The organism is Pseudaquabacterium terrae, assembly GCF_013266755.1.
Lineage (GTDB): Bacteria > Pseudomonadota > Gammaproteobacteria > Burkholderiales > Burkholderiaceae_C > Pseudaquabacterium > Pseudaquabacterium terrae.
Window position 1 is genome coordinate 358,984 of record NZ_JABRWJ010000004.1, and the last position, 21,681, is coordinate 380,664.

At 70.7% G+C, this 21,681-nt stretch carries 19 protein-coding genes; 10 read left to right on the forward strand and 9 right to left on the reverse strand.

Annotated features, from left to right (window positions below; all coding sequences use genetic code 11):
- The first annotated feature begins 239 nt into the window (after nt 1-239).
- From HLB44_RS14250 to HLB44_RS14260, 3 genes are read left to right on the forward strand one after another with little or no spacing between them, the layout of a single operon-like run.
- Complete coding sequence (locus HLB44_RS14250) at nt 240-3,116, forward strand: type VI secretion system Vgr family protein (protein WP_246312257.1); 2,877 nt, start codon at nt 240-242, stop codon at nt 3,114-3,116.
- 40 nt (nt 3,117-3,156) lie between these two features.
- Complete coding sequence (locus tag HLB44_RS14255; RefSeq protein ID WP_173123543.1) at nt 3,157-5,424, forward strand: M23 family metallopeptidase; 2,268 nt, start codon at nt 3,157-3,159, stop codon at nt 5,422-5,424.
- Nucleotides 5,421-6,149, forward strand: coding sequence for an XAC2610-related protein (locus HLB44_RS14260; RefSeq protein ID WP_173123545.1), 729 nt, complete (start codon nt 5,421-5,423; stop codon nt 6,147-6,149). Before HLB44_RS14255 ends, HLB44_RS14260 begins: the two co-directional genes overlap by 4 nt.
- 39 nt (nt 6,150-6,188) lie before the next feature.
- Here HLB44_RS14260 and HLB44_RS14265 read toward each other — a convergent pair whose 3' ends face one another.
- The 5 genes from HLB44_RS14265 to HLB44_RS14285 all read right to left on the reverse strand — a co-directional run bounded on the left by HLB44_RS14265 (nt 6,189) and on the right by HLB44_RS14285 (nt 11,171).
- Nucleotides 6,189-6,614, reverse strand: coding sequence for a response regulator (locus tag HLB44_RS14265; RefSeq protein WP_246312258.1), 426 nt, complete (start codon nt 6,612-6,614; stop codon nt 6,189-6,191).
- A 2-nt stretch (nt 6,615-6,616) separates the two neighbouring features.
- The gene (locus HLB44_RS14270) at nt 6,617-8,656 is read right to left on the reverse strand and encodes an AsmA family protein (protein WP_173123547.1); all 2,040 of its coding nucleotides are present in this window, start codon (nt 8,654-8,656) and stop codon (nt 6,617-6,619) included.
- 169 nt (nt 8,657-8,825) lie between these two features.
- Entirely contained in the window at nt 8,826-9,044 is a 219-nt protein-coding gene (locus tag HLB44_RS14275; RefSeq protein ID WP_173123549.1) for a CsbD family protein, read from the reverse strand.
- Nucleotides 9,045-9,091: 47 nt separating this feature from the next.
- Nucleotides 9,092-9,409 carry a BON domain-containing protein gene (locus HLB44_RS14280; RefSeq protein ID WP_173123552.1) on the reverse strand — a complete coding sequence of 106 codons (318 nt, stop codon included), beginning with the start codon at nt 9,407-9,409 and terminating at the stop codon, nt 9,092-9,094.
- A gap of 277 nt (nt 9,410-9,686) precedes the next feature.
- On the reverse strand, nt 9,687-11,171 hold the full coding sequence (locus tag HLB44_RS14285) for a phospholipase D-like domain-containing protein (protein ID WP_246312259.1): 1,485 nt from the start codon (nt 11,169-11,171) through the stop codon (nt 9,687-9,689).
- 331 nt (nt 11,172-11,502) lie between these two features.
- On the opposite strand from HLB44_RS14285, the gene HLB44_RS14290 reads away from it, so the two are divergent.
- On the forward strand, nt 11,503-11,928 hold the full coding sequence (locus HLB44_RS14290; RefSeq protein WP_173123554.1) for a hypothetical protein: 426 nt from the start codon (nt 11,503-11,505) through the stop codon (nt 11,926-11,928).
- A 79-nt stretch (nt 11,929-12,007) separates the two neighbouring features.
- On the opposite strand, the gene HLB44_RS14295 is transcribed toward HLB44_RS14290, so the two are convergent.
- Nucleotides 12,008-12,454: a PA2169 family four-helix-bundle protein gene (locus tag HLB44_RS14295; RefSeq protein ID WP_173123556.1), complete on the reverse strand. Its 447-nt coding sequence runs from the start codon at nt 12,452-12,454 to the stop codon at nt 12,008-12,010.
- 18 nt (nt 12,455-12,472) lie between these two features.
- Nucleotides 12,473-13,576, reverse strand: a complete 1,104-nt coding sequence (locus HLB44_RS14300; protein WP_173123558.1) for a DNA topoisomerase IB — start codon at nt 13,574-13,576, stop codon at nt 12,473-12,475.
- A 169-nt stretch (nt 13,577-13,745) separates the two neighbouring features.
- Here HLB44_RS14300 and HLB44_RS14305 point away from each other — a divergent pair, with 169 nt between their 5' ends.
- Complete coding sequence (locus tag HLB44_RS14305) at nt 13,746-15,227, forward strand: sigma-54-dependent transcriptional regulator (RefSeq protein ID WP_173123560.1); 1,482 nt, start codon at nt 13,746-13,748, stop codon at nt 15,225-15,227.
- Between the two features lie 61 nt (nt 15,228-15,288).
- Nucleotides 15,289-16,200: an SDR family oxidoreductase gene (locus HLB44_RS14310; RefSeq protein WP_217283657.1), complete on the forward strand. Its 912-nt coding sequence runs from the start codon at nt 15,289-15,291 to the stop codon at nt 16,198-16,200.
- A gap of 35 nt (nt 16,201-16,235) precedes the next feature.
- On the opposite strand, the gene HLB44_RS14315 is transcribed toward HLB44_RS14310, so the two are convergent.
- Nucleotides 16,236-16,766 carry a DUF421 domain-containing protein gene (locus HLB44_RS14315; protein ID WP_173123564.1) on the reverse strand — a complete coding sequence of 177 codons (531 nt, stop codon included), beginning with the start codon at nt 16,764-16,766 and terminating at the stop codon, nt 16,236-16,238.
- A 21-nt stretch (nt 16,767-16,787) separates the two neighbouring features.
- Between HLB44_RS14315 and HLB44_RS14320 the strand changes: the two genes are divergently transcribed.
- From HLB44_RS14320 to HLB44_RS14330, 3 genes are read left to right on the forward strand one after another with little or no spacing between them, the layout of a single operon-like run.
- Complete coding sequence (locus HLB44_RS14320) at nt 16,788-16,940, forward strand: hypothetical protein (protein WP_173123566.1); 153 nt, start codon at nt 16,788-16,790, stop codon at nt 16,938-16,940.
- Between the two features lie 7 nt (nt 16,941-16,947).
- Nucleotides 16,948-17,409: a ferritin-like domain-containing protein gene (locus tag HLB44_RS14325; protein WP_173123568.1), complete on the forward strand. Its 462-nt coding sequence runs from the start codon at nt 16,948-16,950 to the stop codon at nt 17,407-17,409.
- Between the two features lie 52 nt (nt 17,410-17,461).
- Nucleotides 17,462-20,533: a hybrid sensor histidine kinase/response regulator gene (locus HLB44_RS14330; RefSeq protein WP_173123570.1), complete on the forward strand. Its 3,072-nt coding sequence runs from the start codon at nt 17,462-17,464 to the stop codon at nt 20,531-20,533.
- 198 nt (nt 20,534-20,731) lie between these two features.
- Here HLB44_RS14330 and HLB44_RS14335 read toward each other — a convergent pair whose 3' ends face one another.
- The gene (locus tag HLB44_RS14335; RefSeq protein ID WP_173123572.1) at nt 20,732-21,058 is read right to left on the reverse strand and encodes a plasmid stabilization protein; all 327 of its coding nucleotides are present in this window, start codon (nt 21,056-21,058) and stop codon (nt 20,732-20,734) included.
- Nucleotides 21,059-21,247: 189 nt separating this feature from the next.
- Between HLB44_RS14335 and HLB44_RS14340 the strand changes: the two genes are divergently transcribed.
- On the forward strand, nt 21,248-21,664 hold the full coding sequence (locus tag HLB44_RS14340; protein ID WP_173123574.1) for a hypothetical protein: 417 nt from the start codon (nt 21,248-21,250) through the stop codon (nt 21,662-21,664).
- The last annotated feature ends 17 nt before the right edge of the window (nt 21,665-21,681 follow it).

The following is a 21,681-nucleotide window of genomic DNA, read 5'->3' on the forward strand; positions in this document are numbered from 1 at the left end:
CCTTGGAACGGCGATCACCGGACGGCTCGTGAGGCGTTGGCGATGCGCCGGGTGCGGGGTTCTCGATCAACCGGCAACAACCTGTCACGAGTTGCGCCCACGCGAGTGCATCGCGCCGCGGGCGCAACCCCCAAGCTTGTCGGCCAGCGCAGCCGGCTGGGCGCCCGCGCGGTTTCTAGAATCCGCCCCGGCCGGACGCACACCGCTCGTCCCGCAAACCCCGGGGGAAGTTCGTCCAGATGAACCAGGCCTTCGCCGCCGTGATGGACCTGATGTCCAGCGGCTTCGACACCACGCGGCGTCTCTATCACCTGAAGGGTGATGGAGCGCTTGCGGAACTGCTGGTCGAAGCCTGGTGCCAGCGCGAGGCACTGAACACGCCGTGGCGCATGGAGTTGAGCGCGCTCGCCCTGCGCGCCGATCTCGACCTCGACGACATGCTCGGCCGCCGCCTCGACCTGCGCACCACGCTGTCCGACGGCGGCGAGCTGCTGCGCTCGGGCCTCGTCACCGAGGCCCGGGCCGAGGAATCCGACGGCGGTTTTGCGCGTTATCGACTGGTGATCGAGCCCTGGCTCGCGCTGCTGGCGCACAGCCGGCGCAGCCAGGTCTGGCAGGAGAAGACGCTGGTCGAGATCGTCGAGAGCGTCTTCGCGCGTTATGCCGCGCGCGCATCGTGGCGCTGGGCCGCTTGTGTCGACGCCCACCTCGCGGCCAGCGCCTTCGCCGGCAGCGGCGGGCTGCGCAGCTACTGCGTGCAGTACCGCGAGACCGATCTGCAGTTCGTGCAGCGGCTGCTGGCCGAGGAGGGCCTGGTCTACCGCTTCGAATTCGACGACGCGGCGCCGGACGGCCAGACGCTGGTGATCCTGGCCGACTCGGTCGACCCGGCGGCCTGCCCGGAGGATCGCTGCAGCGAAAGCGCACTCGGTGGCCAGGGCATCCGCTTCCACCGCGATGCGCAGGTCGAGGACCAGGACACGATCCAGGCGCTCGGCGCGCTGCGGCAACTGCCGGTGGCGCAGGCCACTGCCATGGCCTGGGATTACAAGGGCAAGCGGGTCGTGGCTGCCAGCGTGCCGACGCTGGGCAGCGTCGGCGGCGACAATGCGCCGCGGCTCGAGGCCTTCGACGCCGCGGGTGCCTACGCCTTCGCCACGGCGCCCCAAGCCGAGCGGGCCCAGGTGCTGGTGCAACAAGCCCACGAAGCGCGCCACAAGACCTGGCTCGGCCGCGGCACGGTGCGCTCGTTCAGCCCCGGCACGCACTTCACGCTGACCGAATCCGCGCTCGACGTGCTGGCCGCTCTCGCTGGCGACGCCGGCGCCGGCAAGCGCTTCCTGCTGCTCGACACGATCCACGCCGGCATCAACAACCTGCCCAAGGACGGCAACGCGCAGATCGTCAAGGCGCTGGGCGAAGGCGGCGCCGGGCTGCTGGCCGACTGGGTGCCCGACGAGGTGAAGCAGCAGGCGGCGGCTTCAGGCTATGGCAACGCCTTCGAGGCGATCCGCGCCGGCGTGCCGTGGCGGCCGCTGCTCGCCGATGACACCGGCCGGCGCCTGAATCCCAAGCCCACCGTCGACGGTCCGCTGGTTGCCACCGTCGTCGGCCCCGCGGGCCACGAGATCCACATGGATGCGCTGGGCCGCATCCGCATCTGCCACGACTTCCAGAGGCAACCGGGTCAGGGCCCCGACACCAGCGATTCGAGCACCTGGGTGCGCGTGCTTCAGCGCCACGCCGGCGCCGGCATGGGCCTGCAGTTCATCCCGCGCATCGGCCAGCAGGTGCTGGTCGACTTCGTCGACGGCGACATCGACCGGCCGCTGGTGATCGGCGCGCTGTACGACGGCCGCGGCGAGGCGGGCGTGCCGTTGACGCCGGGCGGCAAGCCGGGTGCGTCGGACAGCGCGGTCTTCGCGCAGTCCAGCGACCACCGGCCGAGCGCGCAAGGCAACCTGTCGGGCGGCCACGGTCCCGCGTGGCACGGCGCCAGCGCCGGCGATGCGACTCCAGACGGCGGCCAGCGCAACGCCGCCGCCTTGTCGGGCTGGAAGACGCAGGAGTTCGGCGCGATCGGCTTCAACCAGCTCGTCTTCGACGACAGCAACAGCCAGCTGCGCGTGCAGCTCGCGACGACGCAGCACGCCACGCAGTTGAACCTCGGCCACCTGATCCACCAGGCCGACAACCACCGCGGCAGCTTCCGCGGCTCAGGCTTCGAATTGCGCAGCGATGCCTACGGCGCGATCCGCGGCGGTGCGGGCGTCGCGCTCAGCACGTACGGCGAAGCGCTGCCGCAGCCGGCCGGCGACCTGGCCGCGGCGATCGCGCTGGCCAGGCAGCTGGAGCAATGCGGCGAGACGATGAGCAAGGCGGCGAAGCTGCACCAGACGGTGCAGATGGCCGCTCACATCGGCAGCCAGGCATCGGGCAAGAGCCTGGTCGACGACCAGGCCGCGCCGCTGGCGGCATTGCGCAAGATCCTCTCGGGCATGGTCGATCCGCAGGCGCTGGAACGCGCCAGCGCCGATGCCGCAGCGAAGAACATCGCCGCGGGCGACGGCAAGCTGCCCCACACCACCGACCCGGTGATCGCGATTGCCGCGAAGGCCGGGCTCGCGGTCACCGCGGGCCAGGACCTGCAGATGAGCGCCGGCGAAATCATTGCCACGATGAGCGGGCAGGACACGCACTGGGCCGCGGGCGGCAACGCCCGCCTGCACACCGGGCAAGCCATCGGCATGCTCGCCGGTGCGGTCGGGCCGGGCAAGGAAGCCGCCGGCAAGGGGCTGACTCTGATCGCGGCCAAGAAGGACATCGAGATCCAGGCGCAATCGGATCGTTTGCAGCTCGCCGCGCACCAGGACGTGCTGGTCGAGTCCGAGCGCGCACACGTTCATTTCGCGGCGGCGAAGAAGATCAGCCTGTCGGTCGCCGGCGGCGCCAACATCACGATCGAGGGAGGGAACATCGTCGTGCAGTGCCCGGGGACGATCACGGTGCTGGCGGGGCACAAGAGTTTTGTGGGGCCGAGCTCGGTGTCGTATCAGTTGCCGCGCATGCCCAAGGCACCGCTCGCGTTCAAGAGCCGCTACCCGTTCTCCAAATAGCAGACCGCTCGGGCGCCGAGCCCTCCGCGCAAGCCCTTCGATGATCATCAGTCCCCCCTTCCTGCTGCCGCGCAACGCCAACGAAACCGACGACCAGTGGCTGGAGCGATGCATGCCGGGCGGTCAGCCGGGCGACGGGGCGTTTCCGCTCAGCTTCAACCTCGGATGGCATGGGGGCATGCATCTGAGCGCGCCGGGCGACGGAACCACGCACGAGCCGGTGCGGGCGATCGCCGACGGCACGGTCGTCTACCGGCGCCTGCCGACGCCGTTGCCGCCCGGGCCGCTGCCGGAGGGGCATCCACTCGCCTATGGCGGCGGTTGGACCGACGATGGCGTCGTCGTCATCCGGCACGACACCGAAATCGGCGAAGGAGCCAACGCCAGCGTCCGCTACTTCTCGATCTACATGCACCTGCGCGAAATCGATGCACGGGTTTCCGATGCGGCTGGACGCAATGCGATCTATCGCAAGGACGTCATCGGCCAGGCAGGACAGATCAGTGGCGGAACCGACCCGCAGATCCACTTCGAAATCGTCTGCGACGACGACAACCTGCGCAAGCTCGTCGGGCGCGCGGCGGGCGATCTGCCGACCGCAGCCGACGGCCGCACCGACGCGGTCTACGGCGAGATGTACTTCCTGCTGCCGGCCGGAACGCCGGTGTTCGCCGATCGTCCGCTGCCGCAATTCGCCCAGGCGATGGTGCAGCCGCCGACGCCCGCGGGCCAGCCTCAGCCGGCGCCACAGCCGCTGCAGCCGGCGCATATCAGCACCGAGGTGCTGATCATCGGCATGCGCCATGCGGGTGGCAGCCGCCTCGGCGCCGGCGGAGGTCTCGGAGACGCCTGGTTCACGACGCAGCGCCTGGATGGCAGCACGATCGGTGCTGCATTGCAGGAACGGGATGCCGAATACGGCCTGTACAGCAGTGCCATGGCCATTCGGGATGCCTATCCCGCCAACGGGCGGCCCGCTCCGAGTGCGGTGGTCGAGATGCTTCGATTCGGGCGGGTGATGGGGCCCGACGCCCTGAATCCGGCAGACCTGCCGCATTGGCGCCAGGTTCGTCACGACGGCGGCGGCGTCGGCTGGGTGAACCTCAATGCCCCGGGCATCCGAAAGTTCAGCGATGCGGATTTCCCGCACTGGAAGCGCTGGACGCTGGTGGACGACAGCGCGGATCGCGACAGTCGCTGCGACTCGACGACGGTCCGAGGCTGGCTCGATGCCTCGGGTGACGGGCAAGTCGACCCCGCCGAGGCCATGTCGCGCTTGTCCGACGTGGACGTTGCGCCCCGCCTTGCCCGGACCATCTGCAAGACCGCCACCGAATGGAATGCCGCCACCGTCGAGCCGCGATGGGGCTGGTTGAGAACCCGCACCGTCGAGAATCCGCAACCGCTGTCCGATGAGGAATTCGCGGCACTGCGGGCCCACATCGGTGCGCTCGCCTTCTGGCCGGGGGGAATGGGTCTTCCGGAGGCGCACTGGCACTTCCAGCCGCGGGAATTCGTGCGATGGTTCAGGCGCTGCGGATGGATGAGCGTCAACGAGCAATTGCAGCTCATTCCGGTGAACATCATCCGGCAGTCCGGTGCCAACCACCACTGGGAACAGCCGGCACTCGGCCCGGCCCGGACCACGATGGCCACCTATGGCGTCGAATTGAACAAGGCGCTGCGCAAGTTCGTCATCGAAGGTCCGCAACGTCGAGCGGCGTTCTTCGGCAACGCGACTCAGGAGACGCGCTGGTGGGCGGACATGCGCGAGAGCGGGGGCGCCACGCCCAATCTGCACAATGGATGGTATGGACGCGGATTCCTGCAACTGACGAACCCGAATGGGAACTTGAACAACGGCAACAACAACTACTATCGATACTTCAAGTTCCGTGGTCGTGTGCCGGCGATTCCGGCGGGGCCGCAGGAGCTTGCCTGGCGCGACCAGGTCGCGACGAATGCGCACGACGCCGCACACAGCGCCGCGGCGTACTGGATCTGGCCGAGCGGACCCAAGAGCAGCTCCAACGAGTATGCCGACGCGAACGCCGTCAACGAGAGAAGAGCGGTGCAGATCGGCGGCACCACGCGCGTGTGGTATTTCAATGCCGGTTTCCGCCGCGCCGCCGCGTCGGTGAACCTGCCTGCGGCCATTCAGAATCCCAATCTCGGATTCAATGGTTTCGTCGACCGGTCCACCGCGTTCGTCAATGCACTCATGGTGCTGGATGATCGCCCGGCATTCCAGACTGCTGCGGGTGGCGTGACCTACGATCCTGAAGGATACGTGCGGAGGCGGCCGTGACGCGATGGTTGCCGCTGTGCAGCGTGTTCCTCGCGCTGGCCGTCGGATCCCCGCCCGCCGGGTCCGGCACCGAGGGCTCGCGGCGATCGGTGGCCGGGCCGTTCAGCTTCGAGGCGAGTCCGGGTTCGGCATCGGGAAACCTGCGGGTGCGCGTCGTGCGCGCGCCGGGAGCACAGGGGGTCTTCGATGACGATGTCTCGACAGGCGTCGAGGAGGAGGAGCTGCGTTCATGGCTGCGTCGACCCGGAGCGATCCGGCAGGCTGTGGCCGTGGCAGACAGTGATGCTGTCGTCGTGGATGACTACAACTTCGATGGTTGGCCGGACTTCAGCGTTCTGGCCTCCGTCGGCAACGTTCAGATCAATCGACACGTCTATCTCTACGATCCGGCGGCAAGCACTTTCAAGCTGCACGAGGCCCTCGGCGAAGTCGCCTGCCTGCGTGTGGATCGATCGAGAAAGCGGCTCGTGGGCGCCTGCTTCCACTCGAGTGCCGCCAACAACTGGACAACGGAGTACGCCTTCGTCGCGGGACGGCTTCGGCCGCTCGTGCGAAAGGGAACGGACTATCGTTCGCAGGGCGAGCGGACCTTGCTCTTTACCTTCCGCTCCACCTATTCCGGCTCCGACGAGTCGGTGACCGTGCTGTCCTGCGTCGAGGAGACGACGTCGTCGTCCGGCGCAGTCGTTCGTCGAAAGTTGGTCACCAGCGCCTGTGCGCAGTGAATCCATGCCGGACGCCATCACGCGCCGGCTGCCGCGGGCTCAATGTTCCGCCAGCTCCGCGCAGTAATCCAGCATCTCTTCCAGCTCCGCCGACTTGTCGAACACCCGCTCGGCGCCCATCGCCAGGCAGCGCCGGCGCATGTCGGGCGTCGCGTAGTTGCTCAGCACGACGAGCCGTGTCGCCGGGCACAGCTCGCGCGCTCGAGCGAGCACGCCCAGGCCGGTGCCGGACTTCAGGAAGATGTCGACGATCATCAGGTCGCATTCTTCGCCGGGCGTGCGCATCCATTGCACTGCGGCGGGCTCGTCCTCGGCGCTGCCGATGACTTCCACCGCGAGCATTTCCTCGAGCGTGGCGATCAGGTTCTGGCGGATCACCGCGTTGTCTTCGACGAGGAAGCAGCGCAGCGGGGCGTCGCCGGCGCCGGCGCCGTGCCGCGGTTCAATCATTTGCGGGCCGTTCATGGCTAGCCTCTCCTGGCTTTCGAAGGGTTCGGTGCGGGACGGGTGCTGGCGCTGAGTTGCTCGCTCAAGGCGCGGCAGCCGGCGATCGCGGAACGCGCGTCGTCGTCGCCGGCGTCGATCAGCGGCAGCAACCCGGCCAGCGGATTCAGCATGGCCAGCAGCACCGAGGGCACGAGCCGGCGCACCAGCGGGCCCTTCTCGAGGCTGACCTTCGGATCGGCGAACGTGCCGTCGATGTGCAGCGGCGTGCGCAGCGCGACCGGGCTCATGTCCTTGGGCTCGACGCGCGCGACGAGCGCCAGCCGCTCGGTGGCCAGCGACATCGCGCCGTCGCCGTAGATCGTCGAATCGGTCGTGTCGACGATCAATACCTTCGGATCGACGCGGCCGTCGGCGATGTGCAGGTCGGCGGCGCCGCAGGTCACCGGCAGCGGCTTGTCGCCGCGGATCATCACGCCCAGCGCCTGGGCGATGTCGATGCCGGCGCCTTCGACGACCAGGTGCGAGATCGTGCCGCGTGTCCAGTGCAGCACCGCGCGGCCGTCGGCCGAGGCCAGGAATTCGGCGGTGGAGCGGCCCTGGCCGCGCAGGTCGATGCGGCCGCCGAGCAGGCCCGTCACGTAGGGTGGCTGGCCTTCCTTGCGCGTCATGCGCAGCCAGCGTTCCATCACCAGCCCGCTGGCGACCAGGTTGGCCTGCCAGTCGGCGACGGACTTGCGGCCGTCGACCTGCAGCGTGCCGCGCAGGCGACCGGCGGCCCATTGCGCATCGATCTCCTGGATGCGCAGCACGCCGTCCTGCAGCACCAGCCGGCCGCGCAAAGGTTTCAGCGCAATGAGCTTGTCGCCGCCGGGCTCGAGCCGGTCGAGGTCGATGCGCACGTCGGCGTTCATCATCTTCAGCGACGGCAGGTCGAAGCTGCGGTCGGGCAGCACGCGGCCCTTGGCGCGCACGGCGGCCTTCACACCCGGCGTCGCGCCGACCGCCGGTCCGAGGTCCGCCAGCCACAGCAGCGGGCCGTTCAGCCGGCCGACCAGGCGCGGCAGCGCGTCGGGCGGGCGGTCGAAGTCGAATTCGCCCGCCAGGATGCTGCGGCCGACCTGCGCGCGGTGAACGACGCTGTGCCAGCGCGTGCCCTCGTGGCGCAGGTTGCCGTTCATCGAGAAGGCGCCGGTGGTCGGCAGCGTGATGCTGAAGGGCTTGCCGACCTCGGCCAGCGACGGGCCGGCCACCTCGTAGCTGCCGCTGAGCTTCAGCCGGCCGAGCAGGTCGCTGGCCAGGCCATCGAAGCGCAGGCGGCTGGGGCCGGCTTGCACCTGCAGTTGCACCGGCACCGGTGCGCTGTTCGGATCGGCCGACAGCCCGGCCAGCGCCGAGCCGGCGCGCAGGCTGACGCGCAGCGGATGGTCGTGGTAGCGACCCTCGCCGCGGCCGACCAGGCCGGCGCCCGTTGCCGACGCGCTCTCATCGAGCGAGGCCTGCGCATCGATCACCAGCTGCAGCGGGGCGTCGTTGAGGTACAGCGTGCCGTTGCGCAGCGTCAGGCGCTCGAAGTGAACGCCGTTGAACTTCGGTTGCACGTTGCCGTCGCGGGCCTGCTGCGGGCCGAAGTGCCAGCTCGCGGCGCCGTCCGCACGGCGTTCGAGTTGCAGCTGCAGCCGTTCGCTGGTCAACGATTCGACCTGCAGCGGCTCGCCCCTGCGCAGCGCCAGCAGGTCGCTCCAGCGCAGCCGCAGCTTCGCGTCGTGCGCCACCGTCATCGGCTGGCGCGTGCTCCACGGCGGGTTGTCGATCTGCAGCCGCTTCGCGTCGAGTCGCACGCTGCCGAGCAGCCGCAGCCGGAACGGATCCGGCGTTGCATCGCCCGGGGCGAAACTGACCGGTCGTTCCAGGCGCTTGGACAACCAGCGTTCGGCCGGTTGCTGCAGGAAGGGCCAGCCCGCCCATTCGCACCACGCCACGGCCGCCAGCAGCACCAGCGGCAGGGCGATCAAGGTCCAGAGCAGCGGGTGCTTCGGACGATGGAGATGCAGGCGGTGCATGGGTGAATGCTGACGCGTTTGATGGCTGGAACCCATCGGCGAGCAACGGTGCCGGCTGTGGGTCAGCTCCTACGCTGGCTGCTCTTGCTGCAAGGCGCGCCGGCAATGGCAAACCGTGCAGCCCGGGTGAGGACTGCACGGCAAGGTGGGGAGCGGCACGGGGTCGGACTCAGGGGCGGAAGGAGGAGTCGCGAACGCCGTTGCGCCAGCGTTCGAGCTGGCGTTCCGCTTCATCGCGGGCGATGCCGTAACGCTCCTGGATGCGGCCGCTGAGTTGTTCGCGCCGGCCGTCGATCATGTCGAGGTCATCGTCGGTGAGCTTGCCCCACTGCTCGCGGATCCGGCCTTTCAGCTGTTTCCAGTTGCCTTCGATGCGTTCCCAATTCATGACGATTCCTTTGGCTCGGCGCGCGCCACGCTGCGGCGTTCACAGCGTCACGGACGCACGGCGATCTCGTTCTTGACGCGCTTGACGCCCTTGACATCGCGCGCAATGCGCTCGGCATCGGACTTTTCGGTGGCGTTCTTCGCGAAGCCGGACAGCATGACCTCGCCGTTCAGCGTTTCGACCTTGATCGAGGCCGCGTCGACCGACTTGGCTTCGACGAACTTGGCCTTCACCTGCGTGGTGATCGCGGCGTCGTCGATGTACTCGCCGACGGTTTCCTGGCCACGCGTGACCGCGCAACCGGGCAGCACCAACAGTGCGGCAAGCGAGGTCGCAGCGGCGACAACGAGGGTACGTGCAAACATGGTCGACTCCTTCAGGGTGGTTGGTTCGGCGGCGAGCGTTGTCTGCAATTCCGCGGCTCGCAACCGTGGCTTCAGTCTAGGAATCGCGCAGGTGAGAGGCCCATCGGAGAAGCGTCCGCGTTGTTGTAGGACGGTTGCGCATGGCGACGTCGTGCGCTCATTAGGCCCCCTTGGCCCTGCGGGCCGTCCCCCACGGACACGAAGGGGCCGCTTCGCGTCCCTTGGGGAGCGAGCGCCTTCGGAGCGGCCGGGCGGCGCTCATCGCTTGTCACCGAAGTCACCACCAGTTTTCGAACAGCCGCGCCAATGTCTCCTTGGCGCGTTGCAGTGGCGAACGCCGGGCCCACGACTCCGGCGTGATCTTCTGAGAGGCTTCGAGGTCGCGCCGGAACATGCGCGTCATCGCGTCGCCGACGTCCTCGCCGATGACCACCGCATTGACTTCGTTGTTGCTGACGAAGCTGCGCCAGTCCATGTTGCTCGAGCCGACCGTCGAGACGACGCCGTCGATCACCGCGGTCTTCGCATGCAGCACCGCGTCCTGCAGCTCGAACAGCTTGACGCCCGAAGCGAGCAGCCGGTGGTAGTAGCTGCGGCCGGCGTGCAGCACCGGCGAGAAGTCGCTGACCGAGGGCAGCACCAGCTGCACGTCGACGCCGCGCTCGGCGGCCTCGCAGAGCGCGTCGATCATGTCGCGGCCGGGTGCGAAATAGGCCATCGTCAGGTACACGCTCTTCTGCGACGCGTCGATCGCCGTCAGCAGCAGGGCGTAGATGCGGTTGAACGGATCGGTCGGGCTCGACGGCACGACGCGCACCACCTGCCCGCCGGCCGCCTGCTGCGGCGGCCTGGCCTTCGCGGGCATCGGCTGCAGGCTCGGCAACGCGTCGCGGCAGTTCTGGTGGGCCCAGGTGTCGCGCACCAGGTCGTCGAAGGCGGCGGCAGCGGGCCCGCGCACCTGCACGGTGGTGTCGCGCCAGCCGTCCTCGTGCACCTGCTTGGAGCCCCGCTCGCGGCCGAACGAGCCGGACGAGTAGGTCGCGCTGATATTGATGCCGCCGGCGAACGCCACGCTGCGGTCGACGACCAGGATCTTGCGGTGGTCGCGGTGCGTGATGTCCCAGTAGCCCATGCGCCGCTTGGTCGGATTGATCGGGTTGAATTCGCACACCGCGACGCCGGCCTGGCCCAGCGTATCGAAGTAGCGCTGGTCGGTGCGTATCGAGCCGACCGCGTCGTAGATCAGCGCGACCTTGACACCCTGGGCCACCTTGCGCGCCAGCAGCGCCGACAGCCGTTGCGCGATGGCCGCGTCCTCGATGATGTAGCTCTCGAGCAGGACGGTCTGCTTCGCCGCGTCGATGGCCGCGAACATCGCCTCGAAGGTCTCCGGGCCGTCGATCAGCAGCTTGACCTCGTTGCCGGCGTACAGGTCGACCTCGCCGAAGGTCGACATCGCGGCCAGGTGGCGTTGCACCAGCGACGCGCTGCCCTGCTCACCGACGCGCCGCAGCAGCTGCTCCCGCTCGGCAGGCGCCAGCCGGCCGCGGTGGCCGATCACCGAGACTTCGCGTGCCATCGCCTGCATGGTCTGGGTCCGGTCATCGAGCACCAGCGGCATGTCGGCGCGCGGCAGCGGCGGCGCAATCGCGCAGGCGCCCAGGCTGGCCGCCAGCGCGCCGGCGGCCAGCCCGGCGTAAGGCGGGTGCGGCGGGTGGGGCAGCCTCGGCAGCCGCCTGAAACGGACGAAGCGCCCATCCATGTCGTGGTCCTAGCCGGCCGGGGCCGCGTCAATCAGATGTTGGAGGCGGGTCAGCATGGTCATCCCTTTCGTGGCGTGACGGCGCCTGTGGGTCGGGCTTTTCGAGGCTTTCGCGCCACTCTAGGAGGCACGGTCGCGGGGCTGCATCGGCCTCTGGCACGTCCACGTGTAGGACGATGTGCCGTGCGCTGCCGCTGTCGGAGTCGGCCGACACGGCCTCGGCGCTGCAACCGACCCGCGCGCGCGGCGCCCCGCCGACAGCTGCGCCGCCGGCGCCGGTCTAAGGTCGATGGACCACGCCGGCCCGCTGGCCGCATCAAAAGGAGTCGTGATGAATATTTCGAACACCCCTCGACGCGCGCTGGCCGCGCTGCTGCTGGGCGTTGTCGCGGTGGCCCCCGTCTGGTCCGCCGGCAAGCAGCGTTCGGCGAGCTCGGAGATCGAAGCCACCTTCCACCACGAGCGCGACAAGTGCATGAGTGGCCGTTCGCACCAGGACCGCGCCACCTGCCTGCGCGAAGCGCATGCCGCCTACGCCGAGGCCCGTGCGGGCAAGCTCGGCAGCACCGACGATGCCACGCTGCGCCGCAACGCGCTCGCGCGCTGCGAGCGCCAGCCGGCGGCCGAACGCCCCGCCTGCGAGCGGCTGGCGTCGGGTGAAGGTACCCGGGCCGGCAGCGTCGAGGGCGGCGGCGTGATCAAGGAACTGGTCACTCGCACGGTCGAGCCGCAACCGGCGACGACCACGCTGCGCTGAACGCACCCAGCGAACCCAGGCGCCGCGGCCGGATCAGGTCGCGGCGCTCTTTCGGCTCGCACGCGCCGCAGCCGACAACTCAAGCAATCAACTGGTCGCGCAGGCGCCGGATCTGGTCGTGGTTGCGCGTCACGCCTTCGAGGTGGCGGCGCACGGCCACGTGCACATCGGCAGGCAGCGGCTCGGCGATCGCATCGGCATAGCGGCGCAGGGCGATGTCTTCGCCGCGCTCGGCTTCCTCGAGGATCGCCTCGTCCTCGACGCTGGCCAGTCGCGCGCGCGCGGCGACCCAGCCGCGGTGCATCGCGCCGCTGATGCTGCCCTGGGTCTCGGGCTCGCCGCCGTACTGCCGCACCAGCGCCTGCAACTCCAGCGCGGCCTGCTGGCACTCGTCGGCGCGGCGCTGCAGCAGCGTGCGCAGGGTGGGTGAACGTGCTTGCTCGGCGCAGGTGCGAAAACCCAGCTCCCCGTCCTTGCTTGTCTCGATCAACGTGTTCAGCACGTCGATCAGCTCTTCGTTGTCCATGGCTCGCCCTTTGATCGCTTATGTAAAGCGCGTAGCAAGCGGGGTGCCCGCGCTGCGGCGCAGCAAGGCGAGCAATTGCCGCTCGGCGCGGCGCAGCGGCGGCGTCGCGCGCCCGACGGCGCCGACCCAGGGCGCCTCGAGCAGCGCGGCGCGGCGTTGTGCATCGGGCAGCGTTGCCGCGGCGAGCTCCAGCACGCGCGGATGGATGTAGGCCTTGCGGCAGACGGCGGCGGTGTTGCCGAGGCGGCGCGCCACCGCGGCGACGATCTCGGTGGCGCTGCGCGGCTGCGGCGCGCCAGCGGTTTCGCGCGCGCCGGCCTCGCAGGCCTGCAGCAGCAGCTCCAGCGCCTGCACGCTGGCATGCCAGGTGCGAAAGTCCTTGGCCGTGATACGCAGGCCGGCGGCCTCGGCCAGGTAGGCGTTGACCTCGGCCGAGCCGATGGGGTGCAACGTGCCGTCGGCTTCCTGGTACTGGAACAGCTCCTGCCCCGGCAGCTCGCGGCAGCGCCGCACCACGCGGGCAATGCGCGCGTCGTCGAGCTCGCACTCGTGCAGCACGCCACCCTTGCCGCGAAAGCGCAGGCGCAGCGCGCTGCCGGCGACGTCGGCGTGGCTGCTGCGCAGCGTCGTCAGGCCGTAGGAGCCGTTGTCGCGGGCATAGGCCTCGTTGCCGACGCGCAGGCAGGTCGTGTCGAGCAGCCGCACCAGTGTCGCCAGCACCACCTGGCGCGTCGGTGCGCCCCGCGCGGCGCGCAGGTCGCGCTGCACGCGGCGCCGCACGCGCGCCAGTGCCGGGCCGATGTGGCGCAGCTGGTCGAACTTGGTCGCCCCGCGCTCGGCCTGCCACAGCGGGTGGTAGCGGTACTGCTTGCGGCCGCGCGCATCGCGGCCTGTGGCCTGCAAATGGCCCTGCGGCAGCGGGCAGATCCACACCGCGGCATACGCGGGTGGCACCGCGAGGCGGCGGATGCGCTGCAGCGTGGGTGCGTCGCGCACCGGCGCACCCTGCGCATCGACATAGGCGAAACCCCGGCCGCGCCGTCGGCGGCGGATCCCCGGCACGCCGTCGTTGACCCACACCAGGCCGGCGGGCAGCTCGGTGCGATCGGGGCCGTTCGCCATGGCTCCGAAGTTGGCAAGGCCTGTGCCTGCCCGCAGCGGGCAGCGCGAACCCCGCGTCGCCGGCGCGCCATCCGGATTCGCCCCGGACTTGCCTTGCGTCACGCCCTGTTGCAGAGTCGGCGCATGCGGCGCAGAACCTTGCGCCGTTCCGCCGCGTGAACGAGGGACCATGGGCCATGCGCTGATCGTCGATGACGACGCGGATGCCGCGACGATGCTCGCGGCGCTGGTGGCTGACGAGCGCTTTTCGGTCGCCACCGCCCACTCGCTGGCCGAGGCGCGGCGCCAGATCGCCATGCATCCGCCCGACATCGTGCTGCTCGATCTGAAGCTGCCCGACGGCAGCGGCATGGAACTGTTCGACGACCCCCAGCTGACGCAGCGCTCGGAGATCGTGCTGGTCACCGGCCATGCGAGCCTGGAGTCGTCGATCCAGGCGCTGCGGCTCGGCGCGGCCGATTACCTGATCAAGCCGATCACGCTGAAACACCTGCGTGGCGTGCTGTCGCGGGTGACGCCGCCCGCCAAGCTGCGCGCCGAGGTCGACGACATGACGGCGGAGCTCGCGGCGACCGGCCATTTCGGCGGCTTGTGGGGTCGATCGGGTGTGATGCGGCGCGTCTACCAGCAGATCTCGCGCGTTGCCGGCACGGGGGTCACGGTGCTGATCACCGGCGAAAGCGGCACCGGCAAGGAAGTCGTCGCGCAGACGGTGCACGACCTGTCGCGGCGCCGCAAGCGGCCGTTCCTGGCCGTCAACTGCGGCGCGATCTCGCCCAACCTGATCGAGAGCGAGATCTTCGGCCACGAAAAAGGCAGCTTCACCGGCGCCGACCGCCAGCACCAGGGCTTCTTCGAGCGCGCCCACGGCGGCACGCTGTTCCTCGACGAGATCACCGAGATGCCGATGGAGCTGCAGGTCAAGCTGCTGCGCGTGCTGGAAACCGGCACCTACCTGCGCGTGGGCTCGACGACGACGCAGGAGGCCGACGTGCGGGTGATCGCGGCGAGCAACCGGCCGCCGCAGCAGGCGGTGGAGGCGGGCAAGCTGCGCGAGGACCTCCTGTACCGGCTCAACGTGTTCCCGATCGAGCTGCCGCCGCTGGCGCAGCGCGCGGAGGACATTCCGCTGCTGGCCGAGCACTTCCTGCAGCAGGTCAGCGAGCGCGAGGGGGAGCACAAGCGCTTCGCGCCGGCGGCGATCACCAAGCTGGTGGCCTACCGCTGGCCGGGCAACGTGCGCGAGCTGCGCAACGTCGTGCAGCGCGCCTACGTGATGGCCGAGGGCGCGGTGATCGACGACGACTGGCTGCCGAGCAACGGGCCGGGCAACGGCCCGCCGGTGTTCCGCAGCGCCGCCCCTGCCGACAGCCACACCGGCAGGCCGCCGGTCGAGGAGGCGCTCGCCGCCGAGCCCGGTGCACCGACCCACGCCCACGCGCCCCCGGCCGACGCGCTGGTGCTGCCGATGGGCACCACGCTCGCCGAGGCCGAGCGCCGGCTGATCCTGGCGACGCTGCGCCACCACCAGCACCACAAGGAGCGCACCGCGGCCGCGCTCGGCGTCAGCCTGAAGACGCTGTACAACCGCTTGAAGGAATATGCCGCCGACCCGGCGGCCGACGGCGAGGGCGCACCCCCCCAGGCATAACACTTGCCGCGTTGACAGGTCATCCCGCGCCGTGAGGGCGCGCCCACGAGGATCGCCTGTCATGACTGCCCCCATCGACACCCCCGAGCGCACCGCCGACAAGCAGCGCGAGATCCAGGACCGCCAGGAACGCCTTGACGGCGCGGCGCTGCTCGACAAGCCCGGTCGCGAAGCCGAGCTGCAGCCGCAGCCGCGCTTCGAAGCGCGCGAGTACCGCGGCAGCGACAAGCTCAAGGACCGTGTCGCGGTGATCACCGGCGGCGACTCCGGCATCGGCCGCGCGGTGGCCGTGCTGTTTGCACGTGAGGGCGCCGACGTCGCCATCGTCTACCTCGAGGAACACGACGACGCCCACGAGACGCAGCGCAGCGTCGAGGCCGAAGGCCGGCGCTGCATCCTGCTGCCCGGCGACGTCAAGAGCATGGCCTTCTGCCAGCAGGCGGTGGCCAAGACGATCGAGGCGTTCGGCCGGCTCGACGTCCTGGTGAACAACGCCGCCTTCCAGGAGCACGCCGAGTCGCTGGTCGAGCTCACCGACGACCGGCTCGACGAGACGATGCGCACCAACGTCTACGGCTACTTCCACATGGCGCAGGCGGCGCTGCCGCACCTGGGCCCGGGCGCGTCGATCATCAACACCGGCTCGGTGGTCGGGCTGCAGGGCAGCGCGCACCTGCTGGACTATGCGGCGACCAAGGGCGCGATCCATGCGTTCACGAAGGCGCTGGCGAGCAACCTGATCGAGCGCGGCATCCGTGTCAATGCCGTCGCGCCCGGACCGGTGTGGACGCCGCTGAACCCGGCCGACAAGCCGGCCGACAGGATCGAGGACTTCGGCAAGAAGACCGACATGAAGCGCGCCGCTCAGCCGGACGAGATCTCGCCGGCCTATGTGTTTCTGGCGGCACCGTCGTGCGCCGCGTACATCACCGGCATCGTCCTGCCGATCACCGGCAGCGTCGGCGCCATATGAGGGCCCGCTGCTCGGCCCGCTTCCCTTCGATGACGTCAGGCCCCCGGCTGCGCATGCGGCTTCTTCGTCGACGGCACGTCCGTCCCGTGGCTGCCGAGCACGGTGATCTCGCCGTCGCTCTCGAGCTGCGCGAGCTTGACGTCCTCGATCCGTTCGTAGCCCTTGGCGCGCAGCTTCGAGTCGAGCTCCTCGCGGGTGATCAGCTCGCGGCGCAGGTTCTGGCGCATCAGCTTGCCGTTCTGCACCAGCGGCATCGCCCGCGGCTCGACCAGCTTGCGCACGAACGCCGAGCGGTAGCTGGCCCAGTCGAACGCGTAGTTCCAGGCCGCGATCGTCGCCACCAGGATGATGCCGTCGGTGATGGTCTGGTAGCTGCCGGCCATCGCGTTCTGCGCCGCGTCGGCGATCAGCACCAGCAGCAGCACGTCGGCGATGGCGATCGAGCCGACGTCGCGCCGCAGCACGCAGCGGAACAGCAGGAACAGGAACCAGTACATCGCGGTGCCGCGCACGATCATCTCGAGGGGATTCGTCTCGATGCGAAACAGGTCGATCAAGGTGTCCATGCGGCGCTCCAGGCAAGCCGCGTGCCGCCGCCGGCGCCGCTGGAACCGGACGCCGACGACAGCTCGGTGGCCGGCGAGGAAGACCCCGGCAGCGCCGACGACCTGCCTTCGCTGCCACCGCCACCGCCCGCGCCGGCCCCCGCCAAGCCGGCCGCCCAGCCGCCCACCGCCTGAAACCTCGATGACGACCTTGACCACCACCGCGCAGCTGGCGCTGCTGAACCGGCTGATCGCCACCTGCAAGGACGGCGAGCACGACTACCGCTTCTGCGCCGAGCTCGCCCAGGCGCCGGTGCTGCGCACGCTGATGCAGCGCCGCGCCACCGAGTGCCGTGACGCGGCCGCCGAGCTTCAGCACGCGCTGCGTGCGCTCGGCGCCGTGGCCGCGGAGGACGGCACGCTCGGCGGCACGCTGCACCGCGCGTGGATCGGCCTGCGGCGCGTCTTCAGCCTCGAGCACGACTACGCGCTGATCGACGAATGCGAGCGCGACGACGCGCAGGCGCTGCAGCACTACCGCGCCGCGCTGCAGCGGCCGCTGCCCGAGGGCGTGCAGCCGATGGTGGTGGCGCAGTACGAGCGCACGGCGCGCGGCCACGCGCAGGCGCGCCTGCTGTGCGACCAGTTGCGCCACGGTGACTAGAGACGCGGAGCGGCTTGACACCCGGCAACGCGCCCGCCAGCCTCGGCCTGTCATGAACGACGGGCCCCAGCGCGTGCACGGCTTGCCGAATCGATGGTTCGACGGGTGGCGCCGCGCCGCGGCCTGGCGCGGTCTGACCGTGTCGCTGCGCAGTTACCTGGTCGCGCTGATGCTGCTGGCGACGGTGCCGATCGCGGCGCTGATGTCGCTGTTGATCCTCGACGACGTGCGCGCCGGCGATCGCCGGCTGCAGCAGGAGCTCGAGCGCCACGCCGGCGCGCTGGCGCTGGCGATCGAACGCGAGCTGGAGTCGTCGATCGAGTCGCTGCAGACGCTGGGCCAGACCGAGGCGCTGCGCCAGTGGGAGATGCGGCCGCTGCCGTCCGCCGGCGCCGACTGGGCGCGGCTGCGTTCGAGCTGGAGCCGGCTCGTCGTGCGGGCGCCGGGCGGACAGGCGCTCTACGACTCCGCCGGTCCGGACAGCGGGCCGCCCGGCGATCCGGCCGCGTTCGCGCGCGTGCTGCAGACCCGCACGGTGCAGGTCTCGCCGCTGCTGACCGAGCCGCGCACGGGCCGCCCGGCGACGCTGATCCTGGTGCCGGTGGTGACCGAGGGCCAGCCGCGCCAGGTGCTCACCGCGTGGATCGACGCCGCCCACTGGGTCGAGCTGCTGCAGCGCGCCGGCGCCCCGCCGGACGGCTACAGCGCGCTCTACGACAGCCGCCAGCAGCTGATCGCCAGCAGCGGGCAGGCCGCGGCCGCCCACGCGCCGCTGAGCGGCTGGGCCCGGCAGGCTTCCGGTGTGCAGCGCAGCCAGCAGGTCGATGGTGTCGCGCTGACCGCCTGGCAGCGCCTGCCGCTGGCCGACTGGGGCATCGTCGTCGGCCACGCCACCGCGGCCGCCGAAGCGGCGCAGCGCCGCACGATCCTGGCGACGGTGGCGACGGCGGCCGCCTGCCTGCTGCTGGGTGTCGCGCTGGCACTGGCGCTGGCGGGCCGCATCACGCGGCCGCTGCAGGCGCTGGCGCGCCGCGGCGCGCGCAGGCCGGCTGACGAGCCCTCCGGCCACTGGCCCGACAGCGGCTCGCATTCGCTGCTGCCGGTGCGCGAGATCACGCTGCTGACCGAGGCCGTGCAGCGCGCCGAGCAGGACCAGCAGCAGGCGCGGGCGCGGCTGCAGAACCAGGCCGACGAGTTCCAGACCCTGTTCGCCAGCAGCCCGATCGGGCTGGCACTGGCCCAGGACGCGCGCTGCGACGCGGTGCTGCACAACGCCGAGATGGAGCGGCTGCTCGGGCCGGCGCATGCGCCGGGCGAAGGCGCGGTGCGCGTGCTGCACCGCGGCGCGCCGCTGCAGCGCGCCGAGCTGCCGCTGCAGCGCGCCGCGGCCAGCGGCCAGCCGGTGGCGCCGGTGGAGCTCGAGCTGATCGACGCCGCGGGCGTGGCGCGCCACGCGATTGCCCAGGCGGTGCCGCTGCTCGATGCCGACGGCCGTCCGCGCGGCGCGATCGCGGCGCTGACCGACATCACCGCGCGCAAGGCCAGCGAGGCGCTGGTTGCCGATGCCGATCGCCGGCTGCGCGAGAACCTGCGCCTGATGGAGCTGGCGCAGGAGGCCGGCAACGTCGGCTTCTTCGTCTACCGCTTCGACTCGCACGAGGCCTCGTGGACGCCAGGCCATGCGCGGCTGTTTGCGCTCGACGACCCGTCGGGGCGCTCGATCGAGGTCTCGCTCGACGGATGGCTGCAGCGCATCCATGCCGACGACCGGGCGCCGCTGGAGCAGGCGCTGCGGCGCATGCTGGCGGCCACGCAGACGCAGGAGACGCTCGAATTCCGCGTCGTCGCCGGCAGCGCCGCGCCGCGCTGGCTGTCCTCGCGCATGCAGGCCAGCTACGACGCCGCGGGCCGGCCGCTGCAGGTCGTCGGCGTGACGGTCGACATCAGCGACCAGAAGGCCGCCGAGCAGGCCGCCGTCGCGCTCAACGAGCGTGAGCAGCGCGCCCGCCATGCTGCCGAAGCCGCGAACCGCGCCAAGGACGAGTTCCTCGCGATGTTCGGCCACGAGCTGCGCAACCCGCTGTCGGGCATCGCCTCGGCGATCGAGGTGCTGAACCAGGCGCCGAACGACTCGCCGCTGGCCGTCAGCGCGCGCGAGGTCATCGCCCGCCAGACACGCCACCTGACGCACCTGATGGACGACCTGCTCGACGTCGGCCGCGTCGTCTCCGGCAAGGTGCTGCTGACGCGCAAGGCCTTCGACCTGGCCGCGCTGGTGCAGCGCCTGGTCGACGGCCTGAAGATCACCGGCGAGGCGGCCGGCCACCAGCTGCACACCTCGCTCGAGACGGTGTGGGTCAAGGCCGATGCGACGCGCATCGCACAGGTGGCGAGCAACCTGCTGACCAACGCGCTGAAGTACACGCCGGCCGGCCGGTCGATCGACGTCATCGTGCAGGCGCAGCCGGCCTCAGGCGAACGCGGGCCGCAGGCGCTGCTGCAGGTGCGCGACGAGGGCGACGGCATCGCTTCGGAGCTGCTGCCGCACATCTTCGACCTCTTCGTGCAGGGCGAGCGCACGCTGGATCGGCGCGCCGGCGGGCTGGGGATCGGGCTGACGCTGGTGCGGCGCCTGGTCGAGCAGCACGGCGGCCGCGTGACTGCGGAGTCGTCGCCGCGGGGCAGCGTGTTCAGCGTCTGGCTCGACGCCGTGCCGGCGCACGCGGAAGCGCAGCCCGCAGGCCAGCTGCCAGCGCCGCAGCGACGCCGCGTGCTGATCATCGAGGACAACGCCGATGCCGCGAACTCGCTGCGCGCGCTGCTCGAGCTCGACGGCCACCAGGTCGAGATCGCCGTCGACGGGCCGGGCGGGCTGCAGGCGCTGCTGGCGCAGCGGCCGGACGCTGCGGTGGTCGACATCGGCCTGCCGGGGCTCAACGGCTTCGACCTGGCGCGCGAGAGCCGCGGCGCCGGCTATGCCGGAATGATGGTCGCGCTGACCGGCTACGGGCAGGGCACCGACATCAAGCGCGCGCTCAAGTCAGGCTTCGATGCGCACCTGGTCAAGCCGCTCGATGCGGAGCGGCTGCGGCGGCTGCTGGTCGAAGGCCCGGGGTTCGGTTGAAGTCCGCGGGCCGGTCATGTAGATGATGTGCAGCGTGGGCGGCGCGTACGGGGGCTCCTGGACGGGTGATGGCGGCTGCACGTCCGGCGGTTCGTCGACCGGCGCGTGGGCCGGATCGATGATCGCGGGCGGCGGTGGCGGTGCCGGCGGGATTTCGGGATTCGGGGTGCTCGGAACGGGCATTGATCGCACTTCCGGTCAGCGGCCGACGGCCTTTTCGAGCTGTTCCTTGCTCATCTTCGAGCGGCCCTTGACGCCCTTGTCCTTGGCTTCGGCGTAGAGCGGGTCACGCGTGCGGCCGGCCGCGCCGCTGTGCGAGCGCAGGCCGCCGCGACGCGCCGACGAGATGTCCTCGATCGACGTGCGGCTGGCTTCCTTGGCCTCGCCGTGGCGGGCGCGTTCCTTGTTGACGGTGCGGGCGGCGATCTCTTCGGCAGTGTCTTCGCTGCGGCCGCTCTTCTTCAGCCCTTGCTTGATGTGCTCGTACTGGCGTTCGCGCTTCGCGCTCCAGGTGTTCTGCGGCATGACGGAGGTCCTTTTCGGGGCTCGGGAGCCCGTGGGGACCCGGTCGGCGGCAAGCGACATGCCCGCCGGCAGGCCCTGCCTACGGTGATGTCGGACAGCACTGACACGCCAAAGTCCCCGGCTCCGGCTCGGCCGCGACGGGGTGCGGCCTAAGGTGCGCCCCAGACCCCTCACGACAGGAGGACTCCGATGAGTCACCGCACCAACCCGCACCGCAAGCCGGGATCGTCCGCCGCAGCCAACCCGCGCGCCGCCAAGTCCGAACGCAAGGACAAGCCGCAAGACAAGCCGGGCAAGCCGGGCGCGGGCAGCTCGCCCGCCCGCGAGGCCTCACGCGAAACGACGCCGCGCGCCAGCCCGTCGCCGCGCGACACCGCCGCCGGCAATGATTCGGACGCGCTGCAGGGCGAAGGCAACTACACCGCGGCGCGCCGCTACGACGAAGACGTGCGCGACTTCGTCTCCAGCGGTCGCGTCGAAGAGGCCGCTCGCGGCGCCGCGCCGCGCAACGCCGACGAGGAGCGCGCGATGGGCCAGGCCGAGGAGGCCGGCCGCGCGCATGCCAAGGAAGAGGACCCGAGCGTGCCGCGCGACTACCGGCGCTGACCAGACCCCCGGCCGGC